Below are 15269 nucleotides of genomic sequence, written 5' to 3' on the forward strand. Positions count from 1 at the left end.
AAGTGTAGAACTTATCCAGCCAGTGGCTATGGAAGAGGGATTACGCTTTGCGATACGCGAAGGTGGCCGTACCGTCGGTGCCGGAGTGGTAACTAAAATATTGGATTAGGTTATTACCTAAATAAGGCCAGTGCAAAGAGCAGACGGATTCCGCCTGCTCTTGTGCGCTTTACACGGGTGTAGCTCAGTTGGCAGAGCACTGGTCTCCAAAACCAGGTGTCGGGAGTTCGAGCCTCTCCACCCGTGCATATTCAAATAGATAATATGAGCAAGATTAATAATTTTTTTGATGGAGTGGTTAAGGAGTTCAAGAAAGTTTCTTGGCCTACTCAGCAAGAACTAATCGATAACACGATTATCGTTGTAGTTTTTACAATAATAGTATCGTTATTCATCTTTGGTGTCGATCAAATGTATAGCACCATATTAGAAGCTATTTACAATTAAATAATGAGTAAAGAACAAACGCATGATTGGTACGTAGTTCGATGTTTTTCCAGTCATGAAAAAAAGGTTAAAGAGTTTCTTGAGCGCGAAATAGAAGATCAGGGTTTGGAAGACAAGATTAGTGAAATCTTGATTCCTACTGAAACTGTGGTTGAAATTCGTGCAGGAAAGAAGCGTACCAGAGAGAAGAATTTCTTTCCGGGTTATATCCTTTTAAATACTCATTATGATGAAGAAGTAAACAATTTAGTACAAAGTGCACCTTCCTGCCTTGGTTTTTTGAAGGTAGGTAAAAATGTAACGGTGCCATCACCACTTAAAGAGCACGAGGTCAAGCGCATCATTGGTAGAGTGCAAGATAGTGGTGAAGAATCACGGAATATTGAAATTCCGTACAGCGAGGGAGACCTGGTTAAAGTGATATCCGGACCATTTAAAGATTTTGATGGTACTGTTCAGGAAGTGAATCCTGAAAAACTAAAACTGCGAGTTATGGTAAGTATTTTTGGCCGTAAGACTCCGGTAGAAGTGGATGTTAGCCAAGTTGAATCCGCCAGCTAAAGAACCTAGTTGATGCACACTAGCTATTACGCAAAATAAACTGAAGTTATTAATTATAGGATCCTGAGAATCCATGGCTAAAAAAGTTGATAAAATCCTGAAGCTCCAGATTGTTGGGGGGCAGGCAAACCCTGCGCCACCTGTAGGACCGGCACTCGGTCAGGCAGGAATCAATATTATGGAGTTTTGTAAAGCCTTTAATGCTAAGACTCAGGACAAGGCCGGAACTGTTGTTCCTGTTGAGATTACGGTTTATGCTGATAAGTCTTTTACATTCAAAACTAAGACTCCACCAGCACCTGTACTTCTCAAGAAAGCAGCGAAAATCAAGTCCGGATCAGGTGAACCTAACCGAAATAAAGTAGGTACAGTAACCTGGAGCCAATGCAAAGAAATCGCAGAAGAAAAGATGGAAGACTTAAATGCGTTTGACATCGAAGCTGGTGCGGAAATGGTTGCAGGAACGGCTCGCAGTATGGGTCTTAGAGTAAATCGCGAAAAGTAAGGAATTGTGATCATGGCAAATAGAGGAAAAAAATACCAACAGGCTGTGGCACTCGTGAATCCCGAGGTAGAGTATACTTTGGAAGAAGCGTGCGATCTGGTTAAAAAAACATCTAACGTAAACTTTGATGCTTCTGTGGACGTTGACGTCCGATTAGGAGTTGATCCCCGCCACGCTGACCAGATGGTCCGTGGTACTGTGAGCTTGCCTCATGGAACAGGGAAAGAAGTTCGCGTGCTGGCTTTGGTAAACGAAGCTAAGCAAGATGAAGCTAGAGAAGCTGGTGCTGACCATGTTGGTCTTGATGACTACATCACGAAAATTGAAGAGGGGTGGTCCGATATCGACGTGATTATCGCAACCCCTGACGTAATGGGTAAACTCGGTAAGCTTGGGCGCTTTTTAGGGCCCCGCGGACTGATGCCTAACCCTAAGAGTGGAACCGTAACAATGGATGTGGCTGATGCTGTTAAAACAGTTAAGGCCGGACAGATTGATTTCCGAGTTGATAAAGCCGGAATCCTTCATACATCGATTGGAAAAGTTAGTTTTGGAGCTAGCGACTTGAAGGAGAATGCTGAGTCATTCTTCCGAACCGTTATGAATCTGAGACCGGCTTCCGCGAAAGGGCTGTATGTGAAAAGTGTTTTCATAAGCAGCACAATGGGACCAAGCATCCCGATAAGCAGAACCGCAGTTACATCCCTATAATAGGAGGAATTAAATTATGCCTACTGCAGAAAAGCAAGCAGTTTTAGACGAGATTGCCGATAAACTAAATAGTTCAAGTGCTTTATATATCACGAACTATTCTGGAATGTCGGTACCTGAAGTTAATGAGCTGCGAGGTGCATTTCGTAAGGGAGATATTCGCTTCAAAGTATATAAGAACAAACTGATGAAGCTCGCAATGGAAAAGGCTGGTGGATATGATGAAATCATCCCGGCACTTGTTGAGCAAAATGCGTTTGCATTCGTTGAAGAAGAATTATCTGCACCTGCCAAGGTACTTAAAGATTTTATCAAGGATAATAACAAGCCACAATTTAAAGCAGCTATCGTAGACGGAGATTTCTACGGGGAAGATAAGCTGGACGTTCTTGCCGCTATGAAGTCGAAGAACGAGATTATTGGTGATATCCTTGGTCTGTTGATGGCCCCACTATCTAATGTAGTTGGTGCGCTTGAATCACAAGGATCTAACCTTGTTGGTGCTGTTAAAACCATCGCTGAAAAAGGCGAAGAGTAACCCCTTTATACACAACTAGAATTTTTTATATCAAAACAACTGGAGAAAAATAATGGCTGACGTTAAAGATTTAGCTGAACAGCTTGTCAACCTGACAATTAAAGAAGCAAATGAACTTGCAAAAGTTCTTGAAGAAGAATACGATATCAAACCTGCTCAAGCTGCTGTTGCAGTAGCTGGACCTGCTGGCGGTGGAGAAGCCGGTGGTGGAGAAGAGCAAACTGAGTTTGACGTAGTTCTGAAGAGTGCTGGTGCTAAGAAAATCGCCGTGATCAAAGAAGTACGCGGTATCACTGGTCTTGGGCTTAAAGAAGCCAAAGAATTAGTTGATGGAGCTCCTAATAATGTTAAAGAAGCAGTATCGAAAGATGAAGCTGAAGACATTAAATCCAAGCTTGAAGAAGCTGGTGCTGAAGTAGAGCTCAAGTAACTCATACTTACAAATTCGTTGGTAGCCAATGCCGTGAAAACGGTATTGGCTATTGGCGTCTATATAAATCGACCCCGATAGCCTTGGGGTTTAGCCGTATCATTTACCTTCAATCTAAGAGGAGAGGTTCCTTTTGAGCAAGAAGATGCAAACTATTCCGAACACGGAACGCTTATCGTTTGGTAAAACCAAACATGTACTGGATTATCCGGATTTTCTGGACATCCAATTAGAGTCATTCGAAAAATTTGTACAACTTGACATTGCTCCCAATGAGCGTGAAAGTCAAGGGCTACAACGAATATTTAATGAAAACTTTCCGATTCAGGACAGTCGTGAGACTCACATACTTGAATTTCTATATTTCAATGTTGATGTGCCTCGTTATACGATTGCTGAATGTCAGGATCGTGGTTTAACTTATTCCGTTCCGCTTAAAGCAAAATTGCGACTATCGTCTGTTGATGATAGTGACGAAGCCAGCGAAACTATTGAGCAGGAAGTATTTTTAGGCGACCTGCCCTGGATGTCAAATCGCGGAACATTTATAATCAATGGCGCAGAGCGTGTAATTGTAAGTCAGTTGCACCGTTCCCCCGGAGTTTTCTTTGGACAAAATGTCCACCCGAATGGAACACAATTGTATTCTGCACGAGTGATTCCTTTTAAAGGCTCATGGATTGAGTTTACAACGGATATTCGTGACGTACTTTGGGCGTATATCGATCGTAAGAAAAAAGTTCCAGCCACTACACTATTACGTGCACTTGGTTATTCATCAGATATCGAGCTCCTTAGCTTGTTTGAGATGTCTGAAGAAATCAAGTTTGGCAAGAAGGCTGATTACAACAAGAAATTAGTTGGGCGACGCCTTGCTGAGAATATTGTTGTTGAAAGCATGGAAGAAGTGGTTGATGATGAGACCGGTGAAGTTACCGAGGCACTGAATCGTCAGATAATCTTTGAACGTGATCATGAACTTACAGAAGATGACTTTGGATCCCTTCAGGAAGCAGAAGTAGAGAAAGTTCTGGTACAGAAAATTTCAGCTGAAGAGTCTGAGCGTTCTGTAATTATGAATACGCTTCGTAAGGATCCTACTTATGATGAGTCAACTGCACTTGGAGAAATTTACCAGCAGATTAGATCAGGTGAAATGCCAGATCCTGAAACTGCACGTTCAATTCTTGAGCGACTGTTCTTCAGTGACAAGAAATACGACTTAGGTGAAGTTGGAAGATACCGACTTAACAAACGACTTAAATTAGATCAGGATAACACCCTTCAGTATCTGACTAAAGAAGATATTGTAGCGATTGTAAAAGAGGTTATCCGCCTTAAGAACATGAAGTCTCAGGTTGATGATATTGATCACTTGAGCAACCGTCGTGTACGTACGGTAGGTGAGCAGTTAGGTCAACAGTTTGCTATTGGGCTTGCCCGAATGGCGCGAACAATCCGCGAGCGTATGAACTCTCGTGATGCTGAGCAGCTAACTCCACAGGATCTTGTGAATGCACGTACCATTTCTAGTGTAATTAACACTTTCTTTGGTACTAACCAGCTTTCTCAGTTCATGGATCAAACGAATCCATTAGCTGAATTGACTCACAAGCGACGTATGTCGGCCCTAGGACCTGGTGGTTTGACACGTGAACGAGCCGGTTTTGAGGTTCGTGACGTTCACTATACTCACTATGGTCGTCTTTGTCCAATTGAAACACCTGAGGGTCCAAACATTGGTTTGATCTCCTCTTTATGTGTGCATGCGAAAGTAAATGACTTTGGATTTATTGAAACTCCTTACCGAAAAGTGAAGGAAGGAAAAGTTTCCAAAGATGTAGAATATCTCGCGGCTGAGCAGGAAGATGAGACAGTAATTGCTCAGGCTAATGCAGAAATTGATGATAAAGGGGTTTTTGAGAGTGAAGCTATTTTCTCTCGTACACGTGAGGGTAACTACCTGCGTGTGAAGCCTGAAGAAATTGAATATATGGATGTTGCTACTAACCAGATTACTTCTCTGGCGGCAGCGATGATTCCATTTATTGAACATGATGATGCTAACCGTGCCCTGATGGGTTCGAACATGCAGCGTCAGGCAGTTCCTCTTCTCCGTCCGGAGGCTCCTGTTGTGGGAACCGGACTTGAGCAACGTGCTGCCCGTGACTCACGTGCTATCATTACAGCAGATTCTGCTGGTGAAGTAGTATATGTAAGTGCGACTGAAATCAGAGTTAAATACAACCGTACCGAAGACGAGCAGCATTGCTACTTTGATGGTGGGGTGAAAACGTACAAGCTCGATAAATTCATTCGTACCAACCAGGATACTACCATAAACCAGCGTCCGGTTGTTAAGATTGGCGACAAAGTTAAAGAAGGTCAGGCTCTTGCCGACGGTTGTTCAACCGATAAAGGTGAGCTTGCTCTTGGCCGTAACCTGCTCGTGGCTTTCATGCCTTGGAGAGGGTACAACTTTGAGGATGCTATTGTAGTGAGTGAGCGCATCGTTCAAGATGACATTTATACTTCCATTCACGTTACTGAATTCGAACAACAAGTTCGTGACACTAAGCGTGGTGAAGAAGAACTGACTCGTGAAATTCCTAACGTAAGTGAGGATGCAACCCGCAACCTTGACGAGCGTGGAATTATTCGCGTAGGTGCTAAGATTGAGCATGGCGATATATTAGTAGGTAAAATTACTCCAAAAGGAGAAACAGATCCTACCCCGGAAGAAAAATTACTCCGCGCCATTTTTGGTGATAAAGCTGGTGATGTGAAAGATGCATCCCTTAAAGTACCTCCGGGTGTTGAAGGGACTGTTATCGACACTAAGCTTTTCAGTCGTAAGCGTGATGAGTTAGTATCTCGTAAAGAAGAGAAAAAACGTGTTGAGCAGGAAGAAGAACGTCATAAGCAGAAGCTGGCTGAATTGAACCAGCTTTGGGCCGACAAGATGTACTCACTGCTTCGCGATAAAACATCTCCAGGTGTATTGGACTACAGTAATGTAGAGCTGATCCCGAAAGGCGAGAAATACAAGAAATCTGTATTTGAAGAATTAGATCCGGTAAACATCAACGAAAACATCGACTGGGCCACTGATGGTGAGCTTGTGAAGATGGTTAAAGAGTTGTTTGCTAACTACCGCGAGCTTCGTCGTGAAATTGACACCGAAGCTAAGCGTCGTAAATTTGCCATCCAGGTAGGAGATGAACTCCCGCCAGGTATCATTCAGAAAGCGAAAGTTTATGTTGCTAAGAAACGTAAGCTTCACGTAGGTGATAAGATGGCCGGTCGTCACGGAAACAAAGGTGTGGTTGCTAAAATCGTGCCTGCCGAAGACATGCCATTTATGGAAGACGGCACCCCGGTTGACATCTGTCTAAACCCACTGGGTGTACCTTCTCGTATGAACCTTGGTCAGATTTATGAAACCATTCTTGGATGGGCTGCCAAGAAAATGGGTGTGACCTTTGCGTCGCCTATCTTCGACGGTGCATCTATGGATGAAGTTAGAGAGAAACTAAAAGAAGCAGGATTACCTGAAGACGGTCGCGTAAATCTTTATGACGGACGTACAGGTGAGCCATTCGCACAGAAAACAACTGTAGGTTATATCTACATGTTGAAACTAAATCACCTGATTCAGGACAAGATGCACTCTCGTTCTATCGGGCCATATTCACTTATTACGCAGCAACCATTGGGCGGTAAAGCTCAGTTTGGTGGCCAGCGACTTGGTGAGATGGAGGTTTGGGCACTGTACGCATATGGTGCATCCAGCATCTTGAAAGAAATGCTCACTGTAAAAAGTGATGACGTAAAAGGGCGCTCTAAAGTATATGAAGCGATCGTGAAAGGTGAGAACCTGCCCGATGGCGACGTGCCCGAATCATTCAAGGTATTGTTACGAGAGCTTATGGGTCTCGGCCTTGAAATGCACATTGAATAATTTCACTGTTAATAATTTGGAGGAACATCCTTGCCAGTAACTAAGACATTAACAGTCACGAAAGACTTCGACAGCATTGGGGTATCCCTTGCTTCCGCAGAGACGATTTTATCTCGCTCTCACGGAGAAGTCTTGACTCCTGAGACAATAAACTATAGAACATTCAAACCGGAAATGGACGGTCTTTTCTGTGAAAAGATCTTCGGGCCGGTGAAAGATTACGAATGCCATTGTGGTAAATACAAGCGTATCCGCTATAAGGGAATTATCTGCGACCGTTGCGGTGTAGAAGTTACCCGGAAAGCTGTACGTCGTGAGCGAATGGGGCATATCACCCTTACCGTTCCTGTAGTACACATCTGGTATTTCAAATCTCTTCCTAACAAGATTGCCTATTTAATAGGTACATCATCTAAGAACCTTGATAAGATTGTTTATTACGAGACATTCGTAATTATCAATCCGGGTGTGGCGCGTGACCTCGGTTATGCTCAGGGTGATATGATCTCGGAAGAAGAAAAATGGGATATTTTAGAACAACTCCCTGAAGACAACCAAGAACTTGATAATGACGATGACGACAAATTTATCGTTAAGGAAGGAGCAGATGCTTTAGAAGCACTTCTTGCTGATCAGGATCTTGATGAATTGGCTTATCAGTTACGTTATGAAGTGAAGCATGAGACTTCACAGATGCGTAAGAAGAAAAAGCTGAAGCGTCTCCAGGTAATTGAGTCTTTCCGTGCAGCGAACCAGCATACTGAAAACCGTCCCGAGTGGATGGTTCAGAGTGTAATCCCGGTAATTCCACCAGAATTACGTCCGTTGGTGCCTCTTGAAGGTGGTCGTTTTGCAACGTCTGACTTGAATGATCTATATCGTCGTGTCATCATCCGTAACAATCGTCTTAAGAGACTGATTGATATTAAAGCTCCTGATGTAATTCTCAGAAATGAGAAACGTATGCTTCAGGAAGCGGTTGATTCACTTTACGATAACTCAAGAAAATCAAACGCAGTAAGAAACAACAACCGACCTCTTAAGTCACTTTCAGATATGCTGAAAGGTAAGAGTGGCCGTTTCCGTCAAAACCTTCTTGGTAAGCGTGTTGACTATTCCGGCCGTTCTGTGATTGTGGTAGGACCCGAGCTGAAAATGCACGAATGCGGTCTGCCGAAAGAAATGGCGGTTGAGCTCTACAAGCCATTCATTATCCGTCGACTCATTGAGCGTGGATATGTGAAAACGGTTAAGAGCGCTAAGAAAGTAGTAGACCGACGCGATGCCGTTGTTTGGGAAGTCCTTGAAAATGTAATTGATGGACACCCCGTAATGCTTAACCGTGCACCAACCTTGCACCGTTTAGGTATTCAGGCATTCCAGCCGGTACTTATTGAAGAAAAAGCTATCCGATTACACCCGCTCGCATGTACAGCGTTTAACGCTGACTTTGACGGTGACCAGATGGCTGTTCACCTTCCATTGAGCCATGATGCCGTACTTGAGGCTTCTGTGCTGATGTTAGGTTCTCACAATATTTTATCTCCTGCGAATGGTGGACCAATTGCGGTTCCTTCTCAGGATATGATTTTGGGTCTGTATTATCTTACCAAGCCGGATGATGGCCGTAAAGGTGAAGGCAAAACCTTCTCTTCTCCAGCAGAAGTATTGGTTGCTTTCGACCAAGGTAAGTTGGATACACACGCCAAAGTCAACGTTCGGATTCCTGTAATCAATGAAGACGGAGAAGTATCTAACGAAGTAATTAAAACTTCTACGGGACGTGTTCTCTTCAACCAGATTACACCTAAGGAAATCCCATTCATCAACAAAACTCTTGGTAAAAAAGAACTGAGAAACTTGATTGGTGATATTCATGCAATTGTAGGAACGGCTAAGACGGCTAAATTCCTTGATGACATGAAGAAAGTTGGTTATGAAGAAGCCACCATTGGTGGTCTGTCTTTCAGCCTTGATGATATCATTATTCCGGATGCGAAAGCTGAGTTGATTACTAAAGCGAAGGCAGAAGTGAATGATATTCAGGGACGTTACGAGATGGGTTTCATTACCGACAACGAACGTTACAACCAGGTTATTGATAAGTGGACCAGTACCACAAACCGTGTTTCCGAAACCCTGTTTACTGCCCTGCAGAACGACAGAGATGGTTTCAACCCGGTATATATGATGGCGGATTCCGGAGCTCGAGGTTCTAAAGAGCAGATTCGTCAGTTAGGTGGTATGCGTGGTCTGATGGCGAAGCCTCAGAAGAGTTCCATGCAGCAAGGGAATGAGGTAATTGAGAACCCGATTCTTTCTTCTTTCAAAGAGGGACTAACGGTACTTGAATACTTTATCTCTACTCACGGTGCTCGTAAAGGTCTTGCCGATACGGCTCTTAAAACTGCCGATGCGGGTTACCTGACTCGTCGTCTAGTTGATGTGTCACAAGATGTGATCATTAACGAGAATGACTGTGGTACACTCCGTGGTATTAAGATGTCGGCATTGAAAGACAATGAAGATATCATTGAAAGTCTTGAGGACAGAATTATCGGGCGTGTTTCACTCCACGAAATTTATGATCCTATTTCTGATGATCTGATCTGCGAAGCCAATCAAATGATTGACGAAGTAGTAGCTCAGAAAATCGCTGAGACCTCCATTGAAGAAGTAGAAATTCGTTCAGTACTTACCTGTGAAACCGGACGTGGTGTATGTGCCAAATGTTATGGCCGTGACCTCGCTCGTGGAACCGTAGTTGAGAAGGGAGAAGCCGTAGGTGTTATCGCTGCTCAGTCTATTGGTGAGCCAGGTACGCAGCTGACCCTTCGAACTTTCCACGTTGGTGGTACAGCTTCTCGACTTGAGGCTGAATCTCAGCATAAGACGAAATTTGAAGGTAAAGTAGAATTTGAAAACGTTCGCGTTGTGGTTTACAACGACGGTGAAGAAGAGCATAGCGTTGTTCTTTCCCGTGCTGGTGAAATCAAGATCGTGAACGACGAAGGTAAAGTACTCATCAACTACAATGTGCCTTACGGTTCAGAGATGTTGGTTGAGGAAGGCGATATGGTGCCTAAAGGAGCTGTGCTCTGTAAGTGGGATCCATATAACGCACTTATCTTCTCTGAAATTGACGGTACCGTTGAGTACAAAGATATCATTGATGGAGTAACATCTTCTGATGATACTGATGCTCAAACTGGTCACCGCGAAAAAGTTATCACGGATTCCAAAGATCGCTCGCTGGTACCAACCCTTGTGATCAAAGGAACCAAAGACCGAATCCGCGAAAGTACTCTGCCAGTTGATACACACATCGTTATTGATGACGGTGAGAAAGTTGAAGCCGGTCAGGTTATCGCTAAGATTCCACGCGCTACATCCAAATCGAAGGATATCACCGCTGGTCTTCCACGTGTAACTGAACTATTTGAAGCACGTTCTCCAAGTGAACCTGCCGTTGTTTCTGAAATTGACGGTATTGTTGAAATGGGTGGACGTAAGCGTGGTTCACAAGAGGTATTTGTGAAATCCAAAGACGGAACCGATGAGAAGAAATACCTGATCTCGCTCAGCAAGCATATCTTGGTTCAATCCAATGACTTTGTGAAAGCTGGACAGGCACTTTCAGACGGAACTATTCCGGCTCAGGATATCCTAAACATCCTCGGACCTTATGCTGTACAGTCGTATCTCGTGAATGAAATTCAGGAGGTTTACCGACTACAGGGTGTGAAAATCAATGACAAGCATATTGAAGTTATTGTACGCACCATGATGCAGAAGACCGAGATCACAGATCCCGGCGATACAATGTTCCTTGAAGGGGACAAAGTTGATCGCTTTGAAGTGAACAAACGTAACGATGAGTTGATTGGTAAATTTGTAGTAACCAATCCGGGTGGCAGCGAACTTAAGAAAGGTGCTATCCTCGATCGTCGTGAAGTAAGAGATGTAAACAATGAGCTAATTAAAGAAGGCGTAGAAGAACTCGAAACCCGTGAAGCAGAACCGGCTATTTCTAAGCCAATTCTGTTGGGTATCACGAGAGCTGCTCTTTCAACTGATAGCTGGTTGTCAGCTGCTTCCTTCCAGGAAACAACGAAGGTACTTACTCAGGCTTCTATTGAAGCTAAGAAAGACTTCCTCCGCGGACTCAAAGAGAATGTGGTGGTTGGGCATAAAGTACCAGCAGGAACCGGTCTTCGAGACTACAACGACATTGTCGTTGGGTCTAAGAAAGACATGGAAGAAGGAGACGAAGAAATCGCTAAGGTATTTGAAGAACTTGGCGGTAGTGAAAATGGTGAAAGCGAAACCGCTGAAGCCGAAGATTAATCTTCATTTCACTGAGACTTCGTTAGCCGAAGTAGCATAAATAAAATTAAAGCCCTGTTCATTAAGTTGAGTAGGGCTTTTTTTTATCTATTAATTACGGATGCATTGTTGTTTCTTATCAAATAATTGTGCTTTTTCGCAAAAACAAACTCAAAATTCGTGGGGTGATATGGAATTATATTGGACAGTTTTGGCTGCTTGTCTTGCTGGTTTTTGGGCTTTAGTGACCAGGTACGGTGAAAGGAAAAGAATGGCAATTGAAGATAACAGAAGTTTAGTAAACCGGCTTCTTACATCAGATCAGTTATTAATCGAACATCCAGAAGTAATTAAATATATTTCAGCTACCGCCCTTGAAAAAGAGGAATACTTTCGGGATCAAAAACGCTTAGAAGAAGACCTATTTTATAAAGCTAAATCACATATCTATTCTCAATTAAACTTATATGATGAGATACTTTGTACTTCAAACCATAATAAAGCTAAATTTTTCTTTATTAATTCACCAGCAATGATAGAAGTTGAAGACTGGGAAGAATATATGAAGTGTAAAATGACACATCCTTTCATTCAGTCTATTTTAAATAATGAAGCTCATATTTTTGGTAAATCTCTACAAACATTTTGGAATGTTTATAGGAAGGAAATAACTGGGAAAACAACAGATAGGTTTTCTTGGTAACTTACTTAGAATAGAAACCAGGGCTAATAGAAATACAAAAAATGGTGATGAAGATACTATCAATCCCTTTATTTTTACTCTTTTCAACACAGATCATTGCTCAACCAAATCCCGAAGTATATGTAGGTGATTTCGAATATTCGGATGGAGGCATCACTATTCAGAATCTGAAGAACGTATCCCAGAGTCCCTTTTACGATAATCAGCCTTCGTTTCTGCCGGATGGTTCGGGGTTTCTTTATGCAAGTATTCGACCTGATGAAAGCAGTTTAGACATCAGGCAATACAATTTTGATTCAGATACAAATACCTGGATTACTGATTTACCTGGTGGAGAATATTCCCCAACTGTTATGCCGGATCAGAACTACTTTTCGGTTATTCGAAGTGAGCCGGAGCAACTGCTCTGGAAAATTCCACTTGCAGAAGGAGAAGCCTCCGTATTGGTTCCAAATGAGATTATTGGATACCATACTTGGTACGATGAAAGCACTCTTTATACGTTTGTACTGTCTGAGCCTTTTACTTTTGTAGAATTTAAGCTCGGAGATAAAATTCAGCGAGAAGTAATAGCTGAAAACCCCGGCCGGTCCATTCATAAGGTGCCGGGCAAAAACGAAGTCAGTTTTGTAGATAAAAGTGATTCCACCAACTGGGTGGTTAAAACCTATTCTCCTGGGGAACAGATGTTCAAAACCTTAGTTTCAACACCAGAAATTTCAGAGGATATGTTCTGGATTGACGGAGAGACCTTTTTGATTGGAGAAGGAAATAACCTGATGGTTTGGAATGAGGTTGCCGGATATACCGGGCCTTATAAGATTTTCGATGATGAGTCAGGGCAAATTACCCGCCTGGCCTTAAGTCCGAATCGGGATAAAATTGCACTCGTTTTTGTAACAGAATAATCAGGCTTAATAGAAAAAAGACCACCCTGAGTTTAATCAAGGTGGTCAAGATTGGGTTTATTCTTCAGAAGGTTTATTCAACATCGAATCAAGGGAATAACTACCAGTGCTCATCATAGCTAAGGCTAAACTGGTAAGCATTAAAATGATTTCAAGGCGCATACCTCTGAAGCCGCCGTCTCCACCCATTTTTACGGTGAAAATAGCAACAAGCATGGTTATAGACAGAAGAATACCGGGCACCTGAACTTTATAACCTATAAGGATCATAATTCCGCCAACAAACTCAACAAGGGCAACAACCCAAGCCATAAAACCTGCCATGGGAATTCCGATATTTCCGAAAAATCCCTGAACTCCTTCAATTCCGGTTAGCTTCCCCCAACCGGCTACAATAAAGATTATACCTACTCCAATACGAAGCAGTAAAACTGCAATATTTTTGTTATTCATATGTACTCCAATTAGTTAAGAGGGTAGCTCAATCTATTTTAAAAGAGCTGAATTTCAAAGAAAAAGTTTAATGTTAAACTAAATTTACATTTGAAACTCCTTCATAGACTGAGATAGAAATAAAAAAGCCATCTTGACAAATCAAGATGGCTTCGATACTAGCTTTGTGTAAATTCAACTTTAGATTTAATTCCCGCCATCCCGGTTAGCGGTACGAGGGGTAGGCCAGGTCATTTGTTCGCCTGTTCTTCGGCTGATTGGAAGTACTGCTTTATCACGAGGGAATGTTTCAGGATCTTCACTTGCCATATAGGTAAGAACTGCGGTAAGAATTGCGTTATTCCGGACATCATCAAAAACAATTTTGTCGTAGGTATCACGATTAGTGTGCCAGGTGTAGTTCCAGTAGCTCCAGCTGAGAGAACTCAATGAAAATCCTGGAGCCCCTGCTGATACGAATGAAGCATAATCAGAACCACCACCACCGGGAGTTCCAGGGAAAGTTGTCTCAATATGTTGACTTACATCTCGGGGAACAGCTTCAAGCCATCTTCCTAAAAACTCATAAGCGTGCAAGAAACCTTGTCCTGAGATACGAACTACTCTACCCGTTCCATTATCCTGATTGAATAGAGCCTGCATGTTGTCAACGATTTCGGGATTGTCTGCTACAAATGCTGCTGAACCATTCAGGCCTTGCTCTTCACTACCCCATAATCCAACAATAATGGTGCGTTTAGGGTTAGGATACACTTCCTTTAAAATGCGGGCAGTTTCCATCATAGTTATAGAACCGGTTGCATTATCTGTGGCTCCGGTTCCGCCATCCCATGAATCATAGTGAGCAGAAAGAATAATATATTCGTCCGGTTTTTCTGATCCCGGTATGGTTGCAATGGTATTAAAAGTAGGCACTTTACCTAACTTAGTGGATTGGGCATTTACTTTTATAACCGGTTGATCTCCGTATTCTACCATTCTATAAAGCATACCATAATCTTCAAGAGCAAGGTCAATGACCGGTACTTTTTCCGTTCCTGCACTAAAAATCTTATTCACCCCAAAACCGCTGGACCAACGTGACTGTATGATTCCCGCAGCTCCTGCTTCTTCAAGAACCCCTAATACTTCTCGTGAATTATAGCCTATTTTAGTGAAGCGTTCTCGCCATGCATCTTCCATAGCATCACGCTCTTGTCTCATTTTTTCAAAAGACTCTTCGGTTGCAAACTCTTGCCAGTTGTAGTCAGGTCGCCCGGTAGGCTGCATCATCGAAACCAGAATGAACTTCCCTTTGATGGTCTTAAGCCATTCTTCAAAAGCTGCTTTATTCTCAACGTTCGGAATGATGTCTAATTTTCCTTCTACGCCACCCTTTTTGGTAGAAGGGCTCCAGGCAAGCTGCATCCCTTCCAGTGAGACTACACGCGGCGAAATGAGGTCTACATGCGTAATGCCGCGCTCCCATCCTTGCCACTGTCCAAATTGTTGGTTTTCAGCAGAAATACCCCATTGATTAAATTGGGCTACCGCCCATTCGTGAGCATTTTGCATTTGCGGTGTTCCCACTAAACGTGGTCCAATAACATCTGTAAGCTGATGTGCTAAGTATTCCAGCTGAGAGTTTTCAGTAGCTTCCTTTACAATAGCATCTACCATGTCGTCTGTGGTTTGGGCATTAACAAAGCCCGGCACAGCTACCATCACCATACATAAAACAAATATG

The 15269-nt window shown here is 42.9% G+C and carries 13 protein-coding genes and 1 tRNA gene; 12 read left to right on the forward strand and 2 right to left on the reverse strand.

The annotated features are described in order from the left end of the window. The 12 genes from CL667_16075 to CL667_16130 all read left to right on the forward strand — a co-directional run. On the forward strand, positions 1–109 hold a 109-nt coding region (locus CL667_16075), incomplete at its 5' end, for a hypothetical protein (protein MAL19217.1). A 64-nt stretch (positions 110–173) separates the two neighbouring features. Then, a tRNA-Trp gene (locus CL667_16080) sits at positions 174–246 on the forward strand. An 18-nt stretch (positions 247–264) separates the two neighbouring features. Continuing rightward, the gene (secE, locus tag CL667_16085) at positions 265–447 is read left to right on the forward strand and encodes a preprotein translocase subunit SecE (GenBank protein ID MAL19218.1); all 183 of its coding nucleotides are present in this window, start codon (positions 265–267) and stop codon (positions 445–447) included. Between the two features lie 3 nt (positions 448–450). Further along, entirely contained in the window at positions 451–1008 is a 558-nt protein-coding gene (locus CL667_16090; GenBank protein ID MAL19219.1) for a transcription termination/antitermination factor NusG, read from the forward strand. Positions 1009–1081: 73 nt separating this feature from the next. Further along, positions 1082–1513 (forward strand): 50S ribosomal protein L11, encoded by a 432-nt coding sequence (gene rplK, locus CL667_16095; protein ID MAL19220.1) that lies wholly within the window; start codon positions 1082–1084, stop codon positions 1511–1513. A gap of 12 nt (positions 1514–1525) precedes the next feature. After that, entirely contained in the window at positions 1526–2224 is a 699-nt protein-coding gene (locus tag CL667_16100) for a 50S ribosomal protein L1 (GenBank protein ID MAL19221.1), read from the forward strand. Between the two features lie 16 nt (positions 2225–2240). Continuing rightward, positions 2241–2762 (forward strand): 50S ribosomal protein L10, encoded by a 522-nt coding sequence (gene rplJ, locus CL667_16105; GenBank protein MAL19222.1) that lies wholly within the window; start codon positions 2241–2243, stop codon positions 2760–2762. A 52-nt stretch (positions 2763–2814) separates the two neighbouring features. Further along, positions 2815–3192 (forward strand): 50S ribosomal protein L7/L12, encoded by a 378-nt coding sequence (locus CL667_16110; GenBank protein MAL19223.1) that lies wholly within the window; start codon positions 2815–2817, stop codon positions 3190–3192. 145 nt (positions 3193–3337) lie between these two features. After that, the gene (gene rpoB / locus CL667_16115; GenBank protein MAL19224.1) at positions 3338–7153 is read left to right on the forward strand and encodes a DNA-directed RNA polymerase subunit beta; all 3816 of its coding nucleotides are present in this window, start codon (positions 3338–3340) and stop codon (positions 7151–7153) included. 30 nt (positions 7154–7183) lie between these two features. Beyond that, positions 7184–11500: a DNA-directed RNA polymerase subunit beta' gene (gene rpoC, locus CL667_16120; protein ID MAL19225.1), complete on the forward strand. Its 4317-nt coding sequence runs from the start codon at positions 7184–7186 to the stop codon at positions 11498–11500. 169 nt (positions 11501–11669) lie between these two features. Next, positions 11670–12182 carry a hypothetical protein gene (locus tag CL667_16125; GenBank protein ID MAL19226.1) on the forward strand — a complete coding sequence of 171 codons (513 nt, stop codon included), beginning with the start codon at positions 11670–11672 and terminating at the stop codon, positions 12180–12182. Between the two features lie 41 nt (positions 12183–12223). Continuing rightward, positions 12224–13090, forward strand: coding sequence for a hypothetical protein (locus tag CL667_16130; protein MAL19227.1), 867 nt, complete (start codon positions 12224–12226; stop codon positions 13088–13090). Positions 13091–13147: 57 nt separating this feature from the next. Here the strand turns inward: CL667_16130 and CL667_16135 are convergent, their stop codons facing one another. Both CL667_16135 and CL667_16140 read right to left on the reverse strand, forming a co-directional pair. Continuing rightward, positions 13148–13543, reverse strand: coding sequence for an oxidoreductase (locus tag CL667_16135; protein ID MAL19228.1), 396 nt, complete (start codon positions 13541–13543; stop codon positions 13148–13150). 186 nt (positions 13544–13729) lie between these two features. Next, the gene (locus tag CL667_16140) at positions 13730–15247 is read right to left on the reverse strand and encodes a peptidase M28 (protein ID MAL19229.1); all 1518 of its coding nucleotides are present in this window, start codon (positions 15245–15247) and stop codon (positions 13730–13732) included. Positions 15248–15269: the final 22 nt, after the last annotated feature.

This window comes from Balneola sp. (assembly GCA_002694685.1).
GTDB lineage: Bacteria > Bacteroidota > Rhodothermia > Balneolales > Balneolaceae > Gracilimonas.

Bases quoted from the DNA above. Each gene is read 5' to 3' on its own strand.
- CL667_16100 (MAL19221.1), top strand. From the start codon at position 1,526: ATGGCAAATAGAGGAAAAAAATACCAACAGGCTGTGGCACTCGTGAAT.
- secE (MAL19218.1), top strand. From the start codon at position 265: ATGAGCAAGATTAATAATTTTTTTGATGGAGTGGTTAAGGAGTTCAAG.
- rpoB (MAL19224.1), top strand. From the start codon at position 3,338: ATGCAAACTATTCCGAACACGGAACGCTTATCGTTTGGTAAAACCAAA.
- rplK (MAL19220.1), top strand. From the start codon at position 1,082: ATGGCTAAAAAAGTTGATAAAATCCTGAAGCTCCAGATTGTTGGGGGG.
- CL667_16090 (MAL19219.1), top strand. From the start codon at position 451: ATGAGTAAAGAACAAACGCATGATTGGTACGTAGTTCGATGTTTTTCC.
- rplJ (MAL19222.1), top strand. From the start codon at position 2,241: ATGCCTACTGCAGAAAAGCAAGCAGTTTTAGACGAGATTGCCGATAAA.
- CL667_16140 (MAL19229.1), bottom strand. From the start codon at position 15,247: ATGGTAGCTGTGCCGGGCTTTGTTAATGCCCAAACCACAGACGACATG.
- CL667_16130 (MAL19227.1), top strand. From the start codon at position 12,224: ATGGTGATGAAGATACTATCAATCCCTTTATTTTTACTCTTTTCAACA.
- CL667_16110 (MAL19223.1), top strand. From the start codon at position 2,815: ATGGCTGACGTTAAAGATTTAGCTGAACAGCTTGTCAACCTGACAATT.
- CL667_16125 (MAL19226.1), top strand. From the start codon at position 11,670: ATGGAATTATATTGGACAGTTTTGGCTGCTTGTCTTGCTGGTTTTTGG.
- CL667_16135 (MAL19228.1), bottom strand. From the start codon at position 13,543: ATGAATAACAAAAATATTGCAGTTTTACTGCTTCGTATTGGAGTAGGT.